Origin of the sequence: Devosia rhizoryzae (genome assembly GCF_016698665.1) — a bacterium.
Lineage (GTDB): Bacteria > Pseudomonadota > Alphaproteobacteria > Rhizobiales > Devosiaceae > Devosia > Devosia rhizoryzae.
This window is the reverse complement of sequence record NZ_CP068046.1, coordinates 2,644,994-2,664,843: the sequence shown is the minus strand read 5'-3', so window position 1 is coordinate 2,664,843 and position 19,850 is coordinate 2,644,994. Positions and strand designations below refer to the sequence as shown.

Below are 19,850 nucleotides of genomic sequence, written 5' to 3'. Positions count from 1 at the left end.
GTCAGCCTGCAACTCTACTGCTCGTATGTTGAGCGGGTCCGCCACACGAGATATCGTGTCCCCAACGAGGAGGAGATTACGACATGGCCGGAATCGGGATCAAGAGTCGGCCCTCATTTTCCCCGTTTATTCCTTGGTTAATTTTACCTTAACAAACCATGAGTCATTTCAGGGACTTGCCCGGATCGGATTGACTTGGCTGAGGATTTTCGCCTAATTCTCGAGCCCAAACGCGCTGCCGAACCGGTGCGTTTTTGCTTTTTGTGGCGTCTTTGCCACGCTCCCGATCAATCGCCTGTTCAAAGAGGATTTTGCCATGTCTGCGCTCTACGGCACTTATGCCCGGTCCGATCTCGCCTTCGAGCGGGGCGAGGGTATGCGCCTGTATGACCAGCACGGCCGCGAATTCCTCGATTTCCATGCCGGCGTCGCCGTGAACGCCCTTGGCCATGGCGATCCGCACTTGGTCAGCGCGCTCAAGTCCGCGGCCGAAAAGGTCTGGCACACGGCTAATACGTTCACCATTCCGGAGCAGGAACGGCTTGGCCAGCGGCTGGTCGACGCGACCTTTGCCGATGCGGTCTTCTTCACCAATTCCGGCGCCGAAGCGCTCGAATGCGCCATTAAGACGGCCCGCCATTATTTCTGGGCCAAGGGCGAGACGGACCGCAGCGACATCATCGCTTTCACCGGCGCTTTTCATGGCCGCACGCTCGGCACGATCGCGGCTGGCGGCAATCCCGATTACCTCGAAGGATTTGGCCCTCCGGCGCCCGGCTTCAAGCACACCAAGCCCGGTGACCTCGATGCCGTTCGCGCGCTGGTCGATAACAAGACCTGCGCCATCCTCATCGAACCCGTCCAGGGCGAGGGCGGCGTCACTGCCATGACCGCCGAGTTCATGCAGGGCCTCCGAGCCCTTTGCGACGAATATGGCATGCTGCTTATCCTTGACGAAGTGCAGTGCGGTTTTGGCCGTACCGGGCGTTTCTTCGCCCATGAATGGAGCGGCATCACCCCGGACATCGTCGCGGTGGCCAAGGCCATCGGCGGCGGCTTCCCGCTGGGCGCTTGCCTTGCCAAGGGCGATGTTGCGGCCTCCATGGTGCCGGGCACCCATGGCTCCACCTATGGCGGCAATCCGCTGGCGACCGCCATCGGCAATGCCGTGCTCGACCGCATCCTGGCGCCCGGCTTCCTCGACCAGGTCAATACGATGGGCCAGCGCCTCGCCTGGCACCTTCAGCAGCTGGCGCAAAAGTACCCCGATCACGTGCTCGAGCTGCGCGGCAAGGGCCTCCTCGCCGGCATCAAGATCGCGACCCCGGTGCGCGACATGGTCACCCGCCTGCGCGACGATCATCAGCTTCTCACCATCGGGGCAGGCGAAAACGTCCTGCGCCTCCTGCCACCGCTGATCGTCACCGAAGCCGACATCGAAGAGGCCATGGCCAAGATCGGCGCCGCCTTCGACGCGATCGACGCCGTCAACGCCGCGCCGGCGACGGGCTCCTGAATGTTCTTGACCTTCTACCACTTTGGGCGCCGCCGAGGCTTCTGACATCAATTGTTAGCCGTCATCATGCATGGTGACGGTTCAGCCCTCCTCACGCACAGCGTTACAAAGGAACCCGGCCCATGACGACCGGCACAACAAGGCATTTTCTTTCAATCGACGATTTCACCCAGGCCGAACTGCGCGGCATGCTGAACCAGGCGGGCGCGCTCAAGGCGCGCCTCAAGGATGGCGACCGGCCTAAGCTCCTCACCGACAAAGTCCTGGCGATGATCTTCGAGCGCCAGTCCACCCGCACCCGCGTCAGCTTCGACGTCGCCATGCGCCAGCTGGGCGGCGAAACCATCATGCTGTCCGGCCAGGACATGCAGCTTTCGCGTGAGGAAACGCTGGAAGATACGGCCAAGGTGATGAGCCGTTATGTTGACGCCATCATGATCCGCATCCTGTCGCACCAGGATCTCTTGGAACTGGCTGAAGGCGCCACGGTCCCGGTGATCAACGGCCTTACCCGCCGCGCGCACCCCTGCCAGATCATGGCCGATCTCTTGACCTTCGAGGAACATCGCGGCCCCATCAAGGGGGCCAAGATCGCCTGGGTCGGCGACAGCAACAACGTGCTTCATTCCTGGGTCAACGCGGCCGAGCTCTTCGAATGCGAGCTGACCATCGCGACACCCGAAGAATATAGCCCCGAAAAGGACCTGATGGACGACATCCGCCGCGCTGGTTCGGCGGTCAGGCTGATCGAAGATCCGCGCGAGGCCGTCGAGGGTGTCGACCTCGTCATCACCGACACCTGGGTATCGATGGGCGACGTCGATGCCGCCGAGCGCCGCCGGGTCTTGAAACCCTATCAGGTCAACACCAATCTAATGGCCTTGGCGAACAAAGACGCCTTGTTCATGCACTGCCTGCCCGCCCATCGCGGCGATGAGGTGACCGACGAGGTGATCGACGGTCCCCAGTCGGTAGTGTTCGACGAGGCCGAAAACCGCCTCCATGCCCAAAAAGCCATTTTGTGCTGGGCCTTCGGGGTTGAAGCGAACTAGCCCTGATTTAGACTGGTTACATGAGTAGACCTCATGGTGAGCCTGTCGAACCACGAGGTCGTGCCACAGCGCCCGACCTTGTTTTTCGATAAGCTCAGGATGAGGTCTCTCTTGCGTCTGGTCGGGCCTCGCCGGTTGCAAGAGAAATGACCATGACTCCGGAAACCAATATGACCGAGAACCTCCTGTCCTCCCTGGGCCTCGACCGTCCGGAATCGGGCGACGATGCCGTCGTTCCCTTCACCCTTGACAAGCTCGACACCCGCGGCCGCGTCGTCCGGCTGGGCGAAGCGCTCGACACCATCCTCAGCCGGCACGATTATCCGCTGCCGGTCGCGCGCCTGCTTGGCGAGGCCGTGGTGCTGTCGGCGCTGATCGGCTCGTCGCTCAAGTTCGAAGGCCGTTTCATTCTCCAGACCCAGACCGATGGGCCGGTGAACCTGATCGTTGTTGATTTCGACGCGCCCGACGGCATGCGCGGCTATGCCCGCTATGACCATGACGCGCTGCTCAAGGCCTCCGAAGAGGGGCGGACCAGCCCGGCCGAACTGCTCGGCAAGGGGCATCTGGCCATGACCATCGACCAGGGCTCCCATACCGAGCGCTATCAGGGCATTGTCGCGCTCGAAGGCAATTCGCTGGAACAGGTGGCGCATACCTATTTTATGCAGTCCGAGCAAATTCCAACGCTGGTGCGGCTGGCGGTGGCGCAGATGACCACCAAAGGCGATCATCGCCCGCGCTGGCGCGCTGGCGGCATGCTGATCCAGCATCTTCCGGCCAATGGCATTTCGGTGATGGCGGATCTGCCAGGTGACGGGAATTACGACAATCCGGAAACCGCCGATCCCGACTTCGTCGAAGCCGACGGCTGGTCGGAAAGCAAGGCACTGCTGGGCACGGTGGCCGACCTTGAATTGGCCGATCCCGATCTCTCCCCCGAGCGCTTGCTGTTCCGGCTCTTCCACGAAACAGGTGTGCGCGTGTTCCCGCCGCAGGCTCTTGAGGAGCGCTGCACCTGCTCGGCCGAGCGGATCGAGGACATGCTGGCGACATCGTTCACCAACGAGGATCGCGAGGAAATGGCAGTCGACGGCGAAATAGAAGTGGTTTGCGAGTTCTGCTCGACGGCATATCGCTTCAACCCGCATCAGTTCGAAGCCAAGAACTGACCGAAGCGAGCGGCGGCGCCTCATAAGGGCGCCGCTTGCCAATAAAGCTTTCATGCTGCACAGTTAAATCATTCAAACGGCTTCAGGGGGACGCCGGAATGAATGGTGTTTTCGTGCGTAATACTGAAGCTTCTGCTTTAGAATTGGTATTTTTACGGACAACGGTACAGCCAAGCTTGCTTGCCGGTGCCGTTTTGCCGATCGTGGCGCCAGCTATGAGCGCCAACCATGGCGGCTGATGCTGTCGACCTCATGCGAGCCATTCTTGGTCATGGCACAACCGAGGTAGAGGCCCATGACGCACGGAACGAAGCTCTCGAACGCGAAGCCGATCCCATGCTTTGGGCCTGTCTTTACCACGGCATCAGCCAGGCTGAGGCCATGCGCCGCGCCGCCGAGTGGGCGGATCTCGCCTTTTTCGATAAAGTGCCCGAGCTTCCCCCTTCCGAAACAGCGACGCCCCGCCTCGAAATGCTGGCCGAGGTGCGGATGTGCCGTCTCAAGGTCATCGACAAGGATGTCGCTTTCGCTGCACCAGACTTTTTCGGCATCCTGCGCTTGCGGCAGGCGCGGCTGGCAGACCCAAGCATCCGCAACCGGGTATGTCTGGTCCCGCCTGGGTCCCTGCGCTCCTATCTGGTGTCCAATTCAGAAGCCGCGCTGATCGATGGCGCCCGTCAAACGCTGGCGCGCTTCTGGCCCTATGCGGCCGCCCAGCTCGACCTCGTTCTGCCCCTGCGCTGGCTCTTTGCCGCCGGGCTGCTCGCCCTAAGCTTCGGGCTGATGCTGGCGCCGCTGACTGGCCATCTGTGGCTTCTGCCCATCTGGATGGTCATTATGCTGCTGCCCACTGTCATGCGCTTTGCCGCATTGCTGGTGCCGGCGCAGCTGCGCCCCACAACACCGCGCGAAGCCGATGGCGCCTGCCGCTTTATTCGGTCATGGTGCCGCTGCGCGACGAAGCCAATATGGTCGACCAGTTGAGCCAGCATCTGGGGCGGCTCGACTATCCGCCGGAAAAGCTCGAGATCATCTTCGTGGTCGAGAGCCGCTCCCCAGAAACCATCGCCGCGGTGGAACGCCATCTCGGCGATGCGCGCATGAGCCTCGTCGTCGTGCCCGATGCATTGCCGCGCACCAAGCCCAAGGCCCTGGGCTTCGCCTTGCCATTCTGCCGGGGCGAATTCGTCGTGGTCTATGATGCCGAGGACCGCCCGGAACCCGGCCAGTTGCGCAGCATCGTCGCCCAGTTCCGCGGCTCGCCCGAGATCGAATGCATTCAGGCGCGGCTTTGCATCGACAATGCCGATCACGGCTACCTGCCGGCGCTGTTTGCCGGGGAATATGCCGGACTCTTTGCCGTGTTGCTGCCGGCGCTGGCCCGTTGGGGCACGGTGATGCCTCTGGGCGGCACCTCCAACCATTTCCGCCTTGCTACCCTGCGGCGCCTGGGCGGCTGGGACGCCTACAATGTCACCGAAGATGCTGACCTCGGCGTGCGCCTCGCGCGCCGCAATCTGCGCACCGCAACATCGGTAACGGTTACCCTCGAAGACGCGCCTGCCAAATTGAAGCCCTGGCTCGGGCAGCGCACGCGCTGGATGAAGGGTTGGATGCAGACCTTTGTCGTCCACAACCGGCGCGCGCGCCGGCTTTACGCCGATCTGGGGCCGGCAGGCTTTGCGATGTTCCAGTTGACCATTCTCTCAATGCTGCTCGCGCCGATCCTTCATATCGGCATGTGGCCCATGTTGGTCTGGATGCAGTTCGATCAGTCCAACACCTTTGAAAGCTGGAGCCCTTGGTGGCTGGCCTGCCTCCTCGTCCTGGTGCTCGGCCACGGTACGGCGATCCTTGTCAACATGGTGGGTCTTGCCCGCATAGGCCTCAACCGTTTCTGGGCGCATCAGCTGCTGCTGCCGCTCTACTGGCTGCTGATCACCTGGGCGACGCTCCTTGCCCTGCGTGAATTTCTGTTCCGGCCCTTTCACTGGTTCAAGACCCCGCATCTGGCGAGCAGGCGGAGGCGCCTCGGCGGCTTCCGGCGCCCGGCGGCCGCCGAGTAACGGTCTTGCGTTAAGCATTTCGGAACTCTTGGCCGCCGCTGCGGATTGGCAACCTCACCAGGAGGTTTGTCCCATGAAACAACCAAAACCCTCGTTCTCGGTCGTGACCGGCGCTTCGTCCGGCATCGGCCTCGAGCTTGCGCGCATCGCCGCACAGGAAGGCTCCAACTTGCTCATTGCGGCGGATGGGCCCGAAATCCACACCGCAGCGCAGGAACTGCGTGGCCTTGGCATCGAGGTCGACGTGGTCCAGGCCGACCTTTCCACCCGCCAAGGGGTCGATGAGCTTTACGAGCGGGCCCGCCAGAACGGCCAGACCGTCGATGCGCTCTACGCCAATGCCGGCCGTGGCCTGGGTAAGGGTTTTCTCGACCAGGACTTCGAAGACATCCAGCGCGTCATCGACACCAATGTCACCGGCACCACCTATCTCCTGCAGCGCTTCGTGCGCGACATGCGCGAGCTCGATGCCGGGAGGGTGCTGATCACGGGCTCGATCGCCGGCCTCATGCCGGGCAGTTTCCAGGCCGTCTACAATGCAACCAAGGCCTATGTCGATAGCTTCGCCTATGCGCTTCGCAATGAGCTCAAGGACACCGAAGTGGTGATCAGCGTGCTGATGCCGGGACCGACCGAGACCGACTTCTTCGAAACCGCCGGCATGCTCGATACCAAGGTCGGGCAGGGCAAGAAGGACAGTGCCGCCGATGTCGCACGCCAGGGCTACGATGCGCTGATGCGCGGCGATGCCCATGAAGTGGCGGGCTTCGGCAACAAGCTGCAGGCGCTGATGACCCGCTTCCTGCCTGATGGACAGCTGGCTGAAATGCATCGGGGCCTGGCTGAGCCTGGTACCGGAAAACATTGAGGAGCAAACAATGTCGCATCACAACCACGACGACGCCCCCAAGCGCACGCAAAAGGACGACAAGGATGGCGATCTCGCCATTGTCGGCCGCAGCGTCACGATCAACCGCCCCCGCCAGGAGCTTTTTGCCTTTTGGCGAGACTTCACCAACCTGTCCCAGTTTATGGAAGCGATCGAAAGCATCCAGATGACCGGCGAGAACCGCTCGGCCTGGACCGTCCGCGCCCCCGCCGGCCAGACCGTGACGCTCGAAACCGAAACCGTCGATGTCGTGGAAGGCGAGCAGATCGGCTGGCGTTCGGTTGAAGGGTCGCAGATCGAGACGAAGGGCAAGGTCAGCTTCACCGATGCGCCGGAAGGGCGCGGCACCGTAGTCTCCGCCGAGATCGGCTATGTGCCGCCTGCCGGTGACCTCGGGCGCCTCGTCGCCAAGCTCTTTGCCGCCGAGCCCAACATCCAGGCCCGGCATGAACTCAAGCGTTTCAAGATGCTGATGGAAACAGGCGAAATCGCCACCGGCTCTTATTACCGCGACCAGAAGGACAACAAATAATGCGCGCTTTGACCTGGCACGGCACCAATGACGTTCGCGTCGACACCCATCCCGATCCCGAAATCATCAACCCCCGCGACACCATCATCAAGATCACCTCGACCGCCATCTGCGGCTCGGACCTCCATCTTTATGACGGCGTCATTCCGGGCATGAAATCGGGCGACATCCTTGGCCATGAATTCATGGGCGAAGTGGTCGAGACCGGCCCCAAGTCGACCCTCAAGAAGGGCCAGCGCGTCGTCGTGCCCTTCACCATCTCCTGCGGCCAATGCTTTTTCTGCCAGCAGCAGCAATATTCGGCCTGCGACAATTCCAACCCCGTTGAAAAGCAGGACGCCTCGGAAATGCTCTATGGCCACCCCATGAGCGGTATTTTCGGCTATTCGCACCTCACCGGCGGCTATGCAGGTGGCCAGGCCGAATATGTGCGCGTGCCGTTTTCCGATGTAGGTCCCATCGTCGTGCCCGATCACCTCACCGACGATCAGGTCCTGTTCCTTTCCGACATCCTGCCCACCGGCTGGATGGCCGCCGACAATGCCGAAATCCAGCCCGGCGATACGGTCGCCGTCTGGGGTGCAGGTCCTGTCGGGCTCTTTGCCGTGCAATCGGCGGTGCTGATGGGAGCGGCGCAGGTCATCTGCATTGATCACCATCCGCACCGGCTCGAGCTGGCGCAGAAGTTCGGCGCCAAGATCATCAACTTCGAGGAAACCCATGTCCGCGAAGCACTGATGGAGATGACCGGCGGCATCGGCCCTGATGCCGTCATCGACGCCGTCGGCATGGAAGCGCATGGCTTTACGCCAGACAACGTCCTGGACGTGGTCAAGCAGAAGATCGCGCCCGGGGCCGATCGTGGTCACGCTTTGCGCCAGGCTATTCTCGCCGTACGCAAGGGCGGACGCGTCTCCGTGCCGGGCGTTTACGGCGGCATGCTCGACAAGTGGCCGTTGGGCGCCATGATGGAAAAGGGCATTACCATCAAGACCGGCCAGACCCATGTGCAAAAGTACATCAAGGACCTGCTGCGCCGCATAGAGGAAGGCGAGATCGATACGACCTTCCTGATCAGCCATCATCTCTCGCTCGAAGATGCGCCGACTGGCTACAGGAACTTTCACGACAAGCAGAACGAGTGGACCAAAGTCGTTCTGCGCCCGGATATGGCCAAGGGCGCCTAAACCCCTTCGAGCCCACCAAACAAGCGGCCGCCTCCTGGGCGGCCGTTTGCTATCGCGCTGATGGCGTTGAACAATATCTCCGTATAAGAGCGGGAACGGCGGCTTAACTCCTCCGTTGACGAGCCGAATAATTGGTATGGAGTGAGTTATGGCTGTCACTTTCGGGCCGGTAATCGGTGCTTCTGGCACGACCTTCAGACTGTGGGCTCCAAGCGCCCCCGCGGTTTCCCTGATCTTCCCCGATAGTCCCCCCATCGACCTGCAAAAGTCCGAGCACGGCTTCTGGACCGTCACGGCAAAAGACTGCGGCCCCGGCACACGCTATAAATTCCGCATCGGCGGTCTGAACTTCCCAGATCCGGCCTCGCGTCAACAGGTTGGCGGCACCTCAGGGTGGAGCCTTGTGTCGGAGCCGATCGAGCCCAGCGGCCGAAAGCAACCGCTTAGCCCCTGGCATGAAGCTCTGATCTGCGAAGTCCATGTCGGCACGGTCACCCCTGAAGGCACCTTCACCGCACTCGCCGACAAGCTCGAGCACTTTCGTGATGCAGGCTACACCACGCTCGAGATCATGCCGATCAACACCTTTCCCGGCTCCCGCAACTGGGGCTATGACGGCACGCTGATCTTTGCCCCCGCCGAAGCCTATGGCACCCGGCAAGAGCTGCGCGCCTTGGTCGACCGCGCCCATGCGCTCGGCATCTGCCTCGTGCTCGATGTCGTCTACAACCACTTCGGCGAGTTCGACAATCTCATCGAGCACTATGCACCCGAATGGTTCGATCCCGACATCAATACGCCCTGGGGGCCGGGCATCGACTTCCGCGAGGAAGCGGTGCGGCAGTTCTATTACGAGAACGCCATGATGTGGCTCTCCGAGTTCGACTTCGATGGGCTCCGCTTCGACAGCGTCCACGAGATGAAGACCGAGTGCCGTGACGATTTCCTGACCGGCCTTGCCGATGCCTGCCGCTCGGTCAAATCGCACGCCAAGCTCATTATCGAGAACATGGACAACAGCGCCTCCTGGCTCGAGCGCGACGCGGACGGCACACCCAAGACCTATACCGCGCAATGGGACGACGACATCCATCACGTCCTCAATTACCTCGTCGCGGACGATGATAAAGGCGGCTACGACGATCCTTCCAAGGACCCCATCGCCGATCTGGAAAAAGGCCTTGCCGACGGCTTTATCCACGATGGCGAGGCGGAAGGGGAGAGCAATGGTTCCACCCGCAATGAGCCGGGCAGCGATCTGCCGCCCGCCGCCTTCGTCTCCTATGTCCAGAACCACGACCAGATCGGCAACCGCGCCGACAGTGCCCGGCTACCCGACCGCATCGGTCCGGAAAAGCTCGATTTCTTGCATTTTGCCGTAATGCTGGCGCCGCAGGTGCCGCTCTTCTTCATGGGCGAGGAGGCGGACTTGCGCACCCACTTCCCCTTCTTTCTCGATCTGCCCGAAAAAGCCGCCGCGATCAAACGCGAGGACCGCTACAAGCAGATGCGGGAAATCTTCAACGAGGATGTCGAGGACGGCGGTCTGCCCGATCCAAATGATCCCGCAACCTTTGCCATGGCCAAAATCGACTGGTCCGACTTCGACCAGCCGCAAAGCCAGGCCTCGCTCGCACGGTTCCGCGAACTCGCCCAATGGCGCAAGGATCATGTCTGGCCGTTGACCGGCTCCAAATGTTTGGATGCGCGCAGCGGCCGGCAGGGAAACGCTGTCGTGGTCAACTGGATCTTCGAAAGCGGCACGCTCAGCATGGCGCTTAATCCCACGAACACACCAACCGATCTTGCCTGCACCATTACTGCGCCGCCGCTTTCGACCGGTGACTATTCTCAGGAAGGCGAAGTGTTGCGGCTCGGCGCCTGGAGCGCCGTAGCCTGGGTGTGGCGGAACGGATGAGCTAGCGCAGCTTCGGCAGAACTTTCTCGCCGAAGACGTCGATAAACTCTTCCTGGTTGCGGCCGACATTGTGGAGCTGGATGCTGGTGACATCGAGCGCCGCGAGGTCGGCCAGCCACTGTCGATGCTGCCCCAGGTCGGCCGAAACGGCGACGCTCTTGCGCACGCTATCCTCGGTGGCGAGCTTGCCAATGACGTCGAAGTCTTCGGGTCGCGCCACGTTCCAGTTGAGATCGCCGCCGGCCGAGACTGGCCCCCACTGTTCGAGAGCCTGCGAGACAGCTTGCTCCTCATTCTCCGCCCAGGACAGCGCGTGCTGCACATGCACCGGCTTTCCCGCGCCGCCATTGCTGCGGAAGGCGTCGAGCACCTCCTTGAGGCTTTCGATATCGCCGCCGGTCGTCAGGAGCCCATCGGCCCAGCCGGCAACGAAGCGCGCCGTCTTCGGCGTCACCGCCGCGCCGAACAGAGGCACCGGCTTCTTGGGGCGTGAATAAAGCTTGGCCTCGATCACCGTCACCCGTCCGCGGTGAGTGACGGTCTCACCGGCAAACAGCGCGCGCGTGATCTCGACGCATTCGAGCAGCCGCGTATTGCGCTCCGGCTTGTCGGGCCAGGTCTCTCCGGTGATCGCCTCATTGATGGCTTCGCCGCTGCCAAGGGCCAGCCAGAGCCGATCGGGAAACATCTCGCCGATCGTTGCCGCAGCCTGGGCCAGGATGGCCGGATGATAGCGATATCCCGGCGCCGAGATCATGCCGTAGGAAAACCGCGTCGCCTGCATGGCAGCGCCCAGCCAGGACCAGGCAAAGCCGGACTGCCCCTGGCTCGTAGCCCAGGGATGAAAATGATCCGACGACTTGGCGCTATCAAAGCCTGCCGCCTCGGCGCGCTTCACATAGCTGAGGAGGGCGCTGGGGGCGAATTGTTCGTGCGATGCATGATAGCCGATCTGGGTCAAAGCGCTTCGTTCCTCCAGACGTCGAGCAGGTCGGCAACGCTGGTGATCACCAGCTGGAACTGGAACCGGCTGCGATAAATCGAAAGAATGGCCTCATGCGTTTCGTCGGCGGAGCCATAAAGCGCATCCACCGGCAGCACGACGCGATAACCTAGGTCGATCGCACCCATGACGGTGCTGAGCACGCACACATCGGTTTCGCCGCCGCTGATCACCAGCGTGTCGACGTTTTCGGCGCGAAGGATGTGGTGAAGATTGCCGCTGAGCCAGGGCGAATAGATCGGCTTGTCGAACACCCGTCCCGGCGGCACGAAGCTTCTGAGCGATGGCACGAGGTCTAACAGTTCCGGCGGCTGCTGGCTGCGGGTCATGTTCGACCAGTGCCGGTAATAGTCCTGCCAGGCACCATGCGCCTGTTCCGGCGTTTCGGGCGGCAGGAAGCGCGTAAAGATGGTGCGGTGCGGCGCACGATCGAACAATGCTTCGACGGCGGGAAGCACCCGCTCCATCCATGGCGCGCTCCAAGGAGAGTCACCGCCGAACATGGCTTGCATATCGACGCAGATGTGAGCCCAGTTGGGGCTGATATCGGCCGTGGACATGGCTGGGCCTCAGGCGTCTCGCATGGCTTCGGTGGCGCTGGCGAGTTCGAAGATTTCGTCTTCACTCAGCGCCTGCGCGCCGGCCAATGTGCCCCATTGGGGGTCCCAAAGATCATCGCTCTGAAGCGTTACCACCACATCGGCAAAGCCATGCAGAGCACGCGCGGCTTCCGCCGCGGCAAGCGCCTCGGGCACGCTGTCATAGCTTGCTTCGTCACCATCCACGTCGCCATGGGCTGGCCACCAGACGGCCGCAACCATCGAGCCGCTGGTGTTGCGCTCGATGCCGACGGTCACGGCATTCTCGGCATTTTCGCCGATCGGGATTTGGCGGAATGTGTGCATCTTTGTCCTCGCTGCTGGCCGGACAATCGGAGCGCACGCCTTTTGTTCCCTAGAGGGCGTCGATCGCCTGCCGCTGCTTCAGCATCAGAAGGAAGATAGCGTAGTCCCGGTCGAAGGCGCTGCGCGCCGCACTGTTCGGCGCACGCGAGCGGCCACCCTGCTGCATGGCAATGCAGGCCTGGTCGAGACTGGGATAAAGTCCGGCTGCATTGGCCGCGACCATGGCCATGCCGAGCAGCGTCGCGTCGGGCGTCAAAGGCTCCACCACAGTGCAATTGGTGGCGTCGGCATAAAGCTCCATGAGCAGCGGATTGCGCGTATGGCCGCCGGTGACATGAAGCGTATCGATGGCATAGCCGCGGGTGTTGAGCGTTTCCAGAATGTGCCGGACACCCAGCGCAATGGAGACGCAAGTGCGCCAGTAGAGGCGGCAGAGGCTGTCGAAATCGCTATCGAGAGTTAATCCGGAAATGACGCCAAGCGCGAAGGGATCGCCGAGCGGCGAGCGGTTGCCGTGAAAATCGGGCAGCACATGGAGCCGGTCGGCGAGCGCCAGTCCTTCGGCTTCGCGCAGTTCCATGACGCGACGACAGATCGCCAGATGCCGCTCGCGCGTCGGCTCGCCGCCGGCGCTATGCCAGGAAATGACGTGATCAAGGAGGGCACCGGTTGCCGACTGCCCGCCCTCGTTGAGCCAGACGCCGGGCAGTACGGCGCCAAAATACGGACCCCAGACGCCGGTGGTCGGGCGGTCCTCGGCAGAAAGCGCCATGACGCAGCTTGATGTGCCGGCGATCAGCGCCAGGTGCCGGTCGATGGTGTCGACATCATGGGTGAAAGCGCCGAGCGCGCCGAGGGCCCCGGCATGCGCATCGATCAAACCGGCACCGACGCGGCACTTTGCGGTGAGGCCCAGTTCCTCGGCAGCTTGGTCGGTCAGGGCGCCGAGATCGGCGCCGACCGGGCTGGCGGTCTGGGGCAGGGCGGCTTTGTCGAGCAGGTCCTCCAGGCCGACCTCCTGCAAGAAGTCGTGCCGCCAAGGCTCGGCAGAATGGCCGAGATAGGTCCATTTGCAGGTCAGCGTCGATTGCGACCGCGCGAGGGAGCCCGTGGCCTTCCAGCTCAGAAAATCAGCCAGATCGAACATCTGCCCGGCGCGTGCCCAGCTCTGCGGCAGGTGGCGCTTGAGCCACATGAGCTTAGGCACTTCCATTTCTGGCGACATGACGCCACCGGCATAATGGAGCACTTCATGACCAGTGCGCGTGCATTCGTCGGCTTCTTCGAGCGCCCGGTGATCGAGCCAGACGATCGTGTCCCATCGATCCTCGCCATCGCGCGAAACGGTCACCGGCGCGCCCGCCGTGTCGCGGACAACGAGGGAACAGGTGGCGTCAAAGGCAATGCCGACGACGTCGACCGGCTTGGCACCGGCCTCGGCCAGCGCGCCGCGGACCGATTGGCACACGGCGGACCAGATCTGTTCGCTGTCATGCTCGGCAAAATTGGCGTCGGAGCGGCGCATCGAAATGGGTTGTTCGCTGCGACCGAGGAGCTTGCCTTGAGGCGTGAAAACGCCCGCGCGGGCGCTGCCCGTGCCGACATCGACGCCTACCAGGAGGTCTTGCCCCAAGCCGTTCCTACTCCTCACTCCGGCCGGAGCTTACCGGAGCGGGAGAGCGTCTGCCAAGTAGCGTTCGAGTGTCGCCGTCGTGCCGATTTGCCAGATTGTGGTGAGAGCCTGGCTGAAGGCTTCCGCAAAGCTGGGGTTCTTGGCCAGTTCGCCATAGATGTCGGTCATTTCGAGCCAGGCCGCGGGGTCGTCCTTGGCCCGCTTGGCCTGAGCCGTCAGCCGATCCCAGGACGGATCATTCGGTGCGATTTGGGCGCCGGATTCTGTCGTTCCGTAGCAATAACGGCACCAGAAAGCCGCCACCAAAGCCAGACCTGTTAGCGGACTGTTAGCATTTGCGCGATCGAGAGCGCTGGGCACGATGAACTTGGGTTGCCTGTTCGATCCATCGAGTGCAAGCCGGCGGATGGTGTCGCCGATCTTGGGATTGGCGAAGCGCCGTTCGCAGAGCGCAAAATAGTCGTTGAGGTCGGTATCGGGCACCGGCGGCACGATGGGGATGATCTCTTCGCTTTCGACCTTCTTTAGGAAGGCCGAGACCAGGGGATGCTCCATCGCCTCGTGCACGAAGTGGATGTCGAGTAGCCCCGCCGGATAGGCAATGGTCGCGTGCCCGCCATTGAGGATGCGGATCTTCATGTGCTCGTAGGGCGCGACGTCGTCGACGAACTGTACGCCGACCTTTTCCAGCGCTGGGCGACCGGCTGGAAAATTGTCTTCCAGCACCCATTGCTTGAAGATTTCGCAGAAGACCGGCCAGGCATCGTCGATGCCGAACTGCTCGGCCAGTAGCGTCTTTTCGCGATCCGACGTTGCGGGCGTAATGCGATCGACCATGCTATTGGGGAAAGCGACCGACGTTTTGACCCACTCGGCCAGCGCCGGATCGATCAGTGCGGCAAGTCCGGCCACGGCGTTTTCGGTGACATGGCCATTGCCCGGAATATTGTCGCAGGACATGACCGTAAACGGCTCGACACCGGCATCGCGGCGCCGAAGGAGGCCGGCAAGGATCAGCCCGAAGGCAGTCTTGGGCGCGTCGAAATGGGCGGCATCGTACTGGATATCCGCATGGTTCGGATCGAACCGTTGCGAGGCGGGGTCGATATAATAGCCGCCCTCGGTGATGGTCAGAGACACGATGCGGATCGCCGGATCGGCGAGCTTGGCGATGACCGCTTCGCTGTCGCTGGGCTGAAGATAATCCACCATGACGCCGGTGACGCGAGCGCTACTGGCATCCGCTTCCTGCTCCACCACCGTGGTCAGCCAGTCCTGCGCCATCAGCTTTTGCCGCATGGCCTCGTCGGCCTCGCGCACCCCTGCGCCGACAATCGCCCAGTCATGGCCCTCGCCGGCGTTGAACAGGGCGTCGAGATAGACCGCCTGATGCGCACGGTGAAAATTGCCGACGCCGAAATGAACGATGCCCGGGGATAGGGTGTCGCGGTCGTATGAGGGTGTGGCGGCGCTGGTGATTGAGGAGAGGCTGGAGAGGGAAAGTTTGGTCATAGAACTAAATCGCTTTTCCCGCCGCATCGAAGCGGTAGATGCGGGTCTGGTCGGGGGTCAGGTAAATGGTGTCGCCGTGCTTGAAGGTCTGGTCGCCATCGGCGCGCACGGTCATGAGGCCGAAATCGGTCTGGACATGGAGGAACGTGTCCGAGCCCAGTTGTTCGGCGACGTTGACCGTCCCCTTCCACGGACCTTCCGTGGTCGAAATGCGGAAATGCTCGGGTCGTACGCCGATAGAATGGACCCCGTGCTTGGCGGCTTCCGCGCCATCAACGAAATTCATCTTCGGCGAGCCGATGAAGCCGGCAACAAAGCGATTGGCAGGGTTTTTATAGAGCTCGAGGGGTGAGCCGAACTGCTCGACATTGCCGGCATTGAGCACAACGATCCGGTCGGCCATGGTCATGGCTTCGACCTGGTCGTGGGTCACGTAGATCATGGTGGTCTTGAGCTGCTGGTGCAGTTCGGTGATCTCGAGCCGCATGTTGACGCGCAGCGCTGCGTCAAGGTTGGACAGCGGCTCGTCGAAGAGGAATGCCTTGGGTTCGCGCACGATGGCGCGGCCGATGGCGACGCGCTGGCGCTGGCCGCCGGAAAGGGCACGCGGACGGCGATCGAGGTAGGAGCCGAGGTTGAGCGTGCGAGCCGCATATTCGACTTTGCGGTCGATCTCGGCTTGCTGCATCTTCGCCATCTTGAGCGGGAAGGCGATGTTGTCGCGCACGCTCATATGCGGATAAAGCGCATAGGACTGGAACACCATGGCCAGCCCCCGCTTGGCCGGCGGCGCATCGGTAACGTCCTGGCCATCGAGCCTGATATGGCCAGAAGTCGTATCCTCGAGCCCTGCGATCAGCCGCAGCAACGTAGACTTGCCGCAGCCGGAAGGGCCGACAAAGACCACGAATTCGCCATCGCGGATATCGAGCGAGATATCGGGGATGATCTCGACTTCGCCGAAGGACTTGTTGACGTGTTCGAGGGTGATGGAACCCATTTGCGGAAGTCCTTTATTTCACTGCGCCAAACGTCAGACCACGCACCAGCTGTTTCTGGCTGAACCAGCCGAGCAGCAGGATCGGGGCGATGGCGAGAAGCGAGGCGGCGGAAAGCTTGGCGAGAAAGAGGCCCTGCGGCGAGGAAAAGCTCGAAATGAACGCGGTCAAGGTGCCCGCGCGCCCTGAGGTCAGCGTGATGGTCCAGAACGCCTCGTTCCAGGCGAGGATCACATTGAGCAGCAGCGTCGAGGCAATACCGGGCACGGCCATGGGCACAAGCACGTGGCGGATTTCGTTCCAGAGCTCGGCGCCATCCATGCGGGCCGCTTCAAGGATATCGACCGGGATCTCCTTGAAGTAGGTGTAGAGCATCCAGATGATGATCGGCAGGTTGATCAGCGTCATGATCAGCGTGAGGCCGTGGACCGTGTCGAGCAGCCTGAGGTCGCGAAAGATCAGGTAGATCGGGATCAGCACGCCCACTGCCGGCATCATCTTGGTGGAGAGCATCCACATCAGGATGTCCTTGGTGCGCTTCGAGGGTGCAAAGGCCATGGACCAGGCGGCCGGAATGGCGATCAGCAAGCCCAGGAGCGTCGAGCCGACCGACACGATGATCGAATTGGTAGCGTGCTTGACATAGTCCGATCGATCCTGGACGGCCCCGAAATTGTCTAGCGTCCATGTCTGCGGCAGGAAGGTGGGCGGCGAGGCAATGGCCTCGGCCTCGGTCTTGAAGGCTGTGACCAGGGTCCAGAGGATGGGCGAGAACAAGAGAAGCGCGATTGCCCAGGCAAGGATGGTAAAGCCGATGCGGGTTTGAACGGGAACGCGGCGGGCCATGCTAAAAGTTCTCCGCCAGTTGGGTGGGCAGGAAAGATACCCCCTCCCTAGCGCCGCTACGGCTCTTTGAGCCTAGCTTTGCTACCCTCCCCTCAAGGGGGAGGGTGAAGGTGGAGCGTCGGGCCGGCACGGTGCCCACCGCCCCCCTTGAGGGGGAGGCAAGCATAGCTTGGCGCGCAGCGCCTAGCGGCGCTCGGAGGGGGGAGTGCTTATGCATCAAGATTCTTCCCCACAGCGCGCATCAGGAAGATGGCGACCACGTTGGCGATGATGACGGCGACGACGCCACCCGCCGATCCGGCGCCGATGTCATTGCTCAGGATACCGGTGCGGAAGACGAGGAAAGCGATATTGGTCGAGGCATAGCCGGGTCCGCCGCCGGTGGTGACGCGGATTTCGGCGAAGATCCCGAGCAGGAAAATCGTCTGGATCAGGATCACGATGGTGATCGCCCGAGCCATATGCGGCAGGATGATATAGCGGAAGCGGTTGACCGCGTTGGCGCCATCCATTTCAGCGGCCTCGCGCTGTTCTTCGGACAGTGACTGCAAGGCCGTGAGCAGGATCAGCGTCGCAAACGGCAGCCACTGCCAGGCAACGATGACGATCACCGAAAACAGCGGATACTGATTGAACCAGTCGACCGGCTGCAGGCCGAAAAATTTCCACAAATGCCCGAGCATGCCGTAGCCGGGATGCATGAAGCCGTTCTTCCAGATCAGCGCCGCAACCGGCGGCATGACGAAGAAGGGGGAGATGACGATGATGCGCAGGATCCCCTGGCCCCAGATCGGCTGGTCGAGCAAGAGCGCCAGGAACGTGCCGCCGACAATGGTGATCAGCAGCACGCCGCCGACCAGGATCAGGGTATTGACCAGCGCCTGGGTAAAGCTGGGGTCGCCGATCACATAGGTGTAGTTGGCCCAGCCGGCAAAGCCGGTCATCATCGGGTTGATGAGGTTGTAGTTCTGGAAGCTGAACCACAGCGTCATCACCAGCGGGACGATCATCCAGATAAAGAGCACGACGACGGCCGGTGCCATCATGGTGCGCGCCAAGGCGCGGGTCTGCTTGGTGGCCAATTGTTCCTCGCGACGAAGGACGCTTCAGTAGGCCTCATCCTGAGCTTGTCGAAGGACGAGGTCGTGGCACGATCGGCTGTGCCCGACCTCGTGGTTCGACAGGCTCACCATGAGGTCTCTTGGAATTTAGTGTCGTAAGATCCCACCCGGCCGATCGTGAGGGCGATCGGCCGGGTGGCAGTCGGGAGGGACTTACTTGATATAGCCGGCGCGGGTCATGTCGCGGGTCGTGGCTTCCTGGGCCTGCGCCAAGGCATCGTCGGCGCTCATCTGGCCGGCAAGGGCGGCCGAGAACAGCTGGCCGACATTGGTGCCGATGCCCGCAAACTCCGGAATGGCGACGAACTGCACGCCGGTATAGGGCACCGGATCGACGGTCGGGGCGGTCGGATCAGCGGAGTCGATCGACGCCAGGGTCATGGCCGCGAAGGGTGCTGCAGCCTGGTATTCGGGGTTTTCGTAGAGCGAAGTGCGGGTGCCCGGGGGAACGTTGGCCCAGCCTTCGGCTTCGGCAACGGTTGCAAGATAGTCCTTGCTGGTTGCCCAGCCGATGAACTGCTCGGCGGCTTCCGCATTCTGCGACGAGGCCGGGATGGCCAGCGACCAGGCCCAGAGCCAATTGCCGCGCTTGCCGAGGCCGGTATCGGGCGCCTGGGCAAAGCCGACCTTGTCGGCAACGGTCGAGTCATTGGGGTTTGTGACGAAGGAGGCAGCGACGGTGGCGTCGATCCACATGCCGCACTTGCCCTGCTGGAACAGCGTCAGGTTTTCGTTGAAGCCGTTGGAGGAAGCACCGGCCGGGCCGGCATCGGCCATCAGCGACAGGTAGGTGTCGAGCGTTTCCTTCCACTGCGGCGTGTTGAACTGCGGCTGCCAGTTTTCGTCGAACCAGCGGGCGCCGAAGGAGTTCGACATGGCGGTCAGGAAGGCCATGTTCTCGCCCCAGCCGGCCTTGCCGCGAAGGCAGATGCCGTTGATGTCGTTGGCGCGATCGGTCATCGCGCGGGCCGCTTCGCCGATGAATTCCCAGGTCGGGGCGTCCGGCATGGTGAGGCCGGCCTTTTCCATCAGGTCGGTGCGATACATGATGAAGCTGGATTCGCCATAGAACGGGGCGGCGTAAAGCTTGCCGTCGAGCGAGAGGCCGCCGCGGATGGCGGGAAGAATGTCGTCGACGTCGTAGTTGGCGTCGGCGGAAAGGGTATCGAGCGGCTTTAGCCAGCCCTGCTTGGCCCAGATCGGCGCTTCATAGGTGCCGATGGTCATGATGTCATACTGGCCGCCATTGGTGGCGATGTCGGTGGTGACGTTCTGGCGCAGCGTGTTTTCTTCGAGCACGACCCAGTTGAGTTCGATGCCGGTTTCTTCGGTGAACTGGTCCGACAGACCCTGCATGCGGATCATGTCGCCATTGTTCACGGTCGCGATGGTGAGGGTCTGGGCCGAGGCCGTGCCGGTCAGGGCAAGCAGAAGCGCACCCGCGAAAAGGGTTTTTGCAGTCATGAAGTCCTCCCAGGAGAGCTGATTTTTTGCTCCCGT

At 62.2% G+C, this 19,850-nt stretch carries 18 protein-coding genes; 9 read left to right on the top strand and 9 right to left on the bottom strand.

What is annotated here, in order from left to right; all coding sequences use genetic code 11:
- Window positions 1-316: 316 nt before the first annotated feature.
- From JI748_RS13025 to JI748_RS12985, 9 genes are all read left to right on the top strand, one after another.
- Window positions 317-1,516: an aspartate aminotransferase family protein gene (locus JI748_RS13025; RefSeq protein WP_201631356.1), complete on the top strand. Its 1,200-nt coding sequence runs from the start codon at window positions 317-319 to the stop codon at window positions 1,514-1,516.
- A gap of 122 nt (window positions 1,517-1,638) precedes the next feature.
- The gene (gene argF / locus JI748_RS13020; protein WP_201631354.1) at window positions 1,639-2,568 is read left to right on the top strand and encodes an ornithine carbamoyltransferase; all 930 of its coding nucleotides are present in this window, start codon (window positions 1,639-1,641) and stop codon (window positions 2,566-2,568) included.
- A gap of 170 nt (window positions 2,569-2,738) precedes the next feature.
- Window positions 2,739-3,740, top strand: coding sequence for an Hsp33 family molecular chaperone (locus JI748_RS13015; protein WP_201637318.1), 1,002 nt, complete (start codon window positions 2,739-2,741; stop codon window positions 3,738-3,740).
- A gap of 228 nt (window positions 3,741-3,968) precedes the next feature.
- Complete coding sequence (locus JI748_RS13010; RefSeq protein ID WP_201631352.1) at window positions 3,969-4,724, top strand: hypothetical protein; 756 nt, start codon at window positions 3,969-3,971, stop codon at window positions 4,722-4,724.
- Window positions 4,709-5,806, top strand: a complete 1,098-nt coding sequence (locus JI748_RS13005; RefSeq protein ID WP_201631350.1) for a glycosyltransferase — start codon at window positions 4,709-4,711, stop codon at window positions 5,804-5,806. The genes JI748_RS13010 and JI748_RS13005 overlap by 16 nt, the downstream gene beginning before the upstream one ends.
- Window positions 5,807-5,879: 73 nt before the next feature.
- Window positions 5,880-6,674, top strand: coding sequence for an SDR family NAD(P)-dependent oxidoreductase (locus JI748_RS13000; RefSeq protein WP_201631348.1), 795 nt, complete (start codon window positions 5,880-5,882; stop codon window positions 6,672-6,674).
- A gap of 10 nt (window positions 6,675-6,684) precedes the next feature.
- The gene (locus JI748_RS12995; protein WP_201631346.1) at window positions 6,685-7,227 is read left to right on the top strand and encodes an SRPBCC family protein; all 543 of its coding nucleotides are present in this window, start codon (window positions 6,685-6,687) and stop codon (window positions 7,225-7,227) included.
- Window positions 7,227-8,414: a zinc-dependent alcohol dehydrogenase gene (locus JI748_RS12990; protein ID WP_201631344.1), complete on the top strand. Its 1,188-nt coding sequence runs from the start codon at window positions 7,227-7,229 to the stop codon at window positions 8,412-8,414. Before JI748_RS12995 ends, JI748_RS12990 begins: the two co-directional genes overlap by 1 nt.
- Window positions 8,415-8,562: 148 nt before the next feature.
- The gene (locus JI748_RS12985; protein ID WP_201631342.1) at window positions 8,563-10,332 is read left to right on the top strand and encodes an alpha-amylase family glycosyl hydrolase; all 1,770 of its coding nucleotides are present in this window, start codon (window positions 8,563-8,565) and stop codon (window positions 10,330-10,332) included.
- 1 nt (window position 10,333) lies between these two features.
- Here JI748_RS12985 and JI748_RS12980 read toward each other — a convergent pair whose 3' ends face one another.
- The 9 genes from JI748_RS12980 to JI748_RS12940 all read right to left on the bottom strand — a co-directional run bounded on the left by JI748_RS12980 (window position 10,334) and on the right by JI748_RS12940 (window position 19,814).
- Window positions 10,334-11,293, bottom strand: coding sequence for a TIGR03885 family FMN-dependent LLM class oxidoreductase (locus JI748_RS12980; protein WP_201631340.1), 960 nt, complete (start codon window positions 11,291-11,293; stop codon window positions 10,334-10,336).
- Window positions 11,290-11,895 carry a cysteine hydrolase family protein gene (locus tag JI748_RS12975; RefSeq protein WP_201631338.1) on the bottom strand — a complete coding sequence of 202 codons (606 nt, stop codon included), beginning with the start codon at window positions 11,893-11,895 and terminating at the stop codon, window positions 11,290-11,292. The genes JI748_RS12980 and JI748_RS12975 overlap by 4 nt, the downstream gene beginning before the upstream one ends.
- A gap of 9 nt (window positions 11,896-11,904) precedes the next feature.
- Window positions 11,905-12,240, bottom strand: a complete 336-nt coding sequence (locus JI748_RS12970; protein ID WP_201631336.1) for a hypothetical protein — start codon at window positions 12,238-12,240, stop codon at window positions 11,905-11,907.
- Between the two features lie 49 nt (window positions 12,241-12,289).
- Window positions 12,290-13,873 (bottom strand): FGGY-family carbohydrate kinase, encoded by a 1,584-nt coding sequence (locus tag JI748_RS12965; protein WP_201631334.1) that lies wholly within the window; start codon window positions 13,871-13,873, stop codon window positions 12,290-12,292.
- A gap of 30 nt (window positions 13,874-13,903) precedes the next feature.
- Window positions 13,904-15,385 carry a mannitol dehydrogenase family protein gene (locus JI748_RS12960; protein ID WP_201631331.1) on the bottom strand — a complete coding sequence of 494 codons (1,482 nt, stop codon included), beginning with the start codon at window positions 15,383-15,385 and terminating at the stop codon, window positions 13,904-13,906.
- Window positions 15,386-15,389: 4 nt separating this feature from the next.
- Window positions 15,390-16,385: an ABC transporter ATP-binding protein gene (locus JI748_RS12955; protein ID WP_201631329.1), complete on the bottom strand. Its 996-nt coding sequence runs from the start codon at window positions 16,383-16,385 to the stop codon at window positions 15,390-15,392.
- Window positions 16,386-16,398: 13 nt separating this feature from the next.
- The gene (locus tag JI748_RS12950; RefSeq protein ID WP_164533381.1) at window positions 16,399-17,229 is read right to left on the bottom strand and encodes a carbohydrate ABC transporter permease; all 831 of its coding nucleotides are present in this window, start codon (window positions 17,227-17,229) and stop codon (window positions 16,399-16,401) included.
- Window positions 17,230-17,438: 209 nt separating this feature from the next.
- Complete coding sequence (locus tag JI748_RS12945) at window positions 17,439-18,311, bottom strand: carbohydrate ABC transporter permease (RefSeq protein WP_164533382.1); 873 nt, start codon at window positions 18,309-18,311, stop codon at window positions 17,439-17,441.
- A 192-nt stretch (window positions 18,312-18,503) separates the two neighbouring features.
- Complete coding sequence (locus JI748_RS12940; protein WP_201631327.1) at window positions 18,504-19,814, bottom strand: ABC transporter substrate-binding protein; 1,311 nt, start codon at window positions 19,812-19,814, stop codon at window positions 18,504-18,506.
- Window positions 19,815-19,850: the final 36 nt, after the last annotated feature.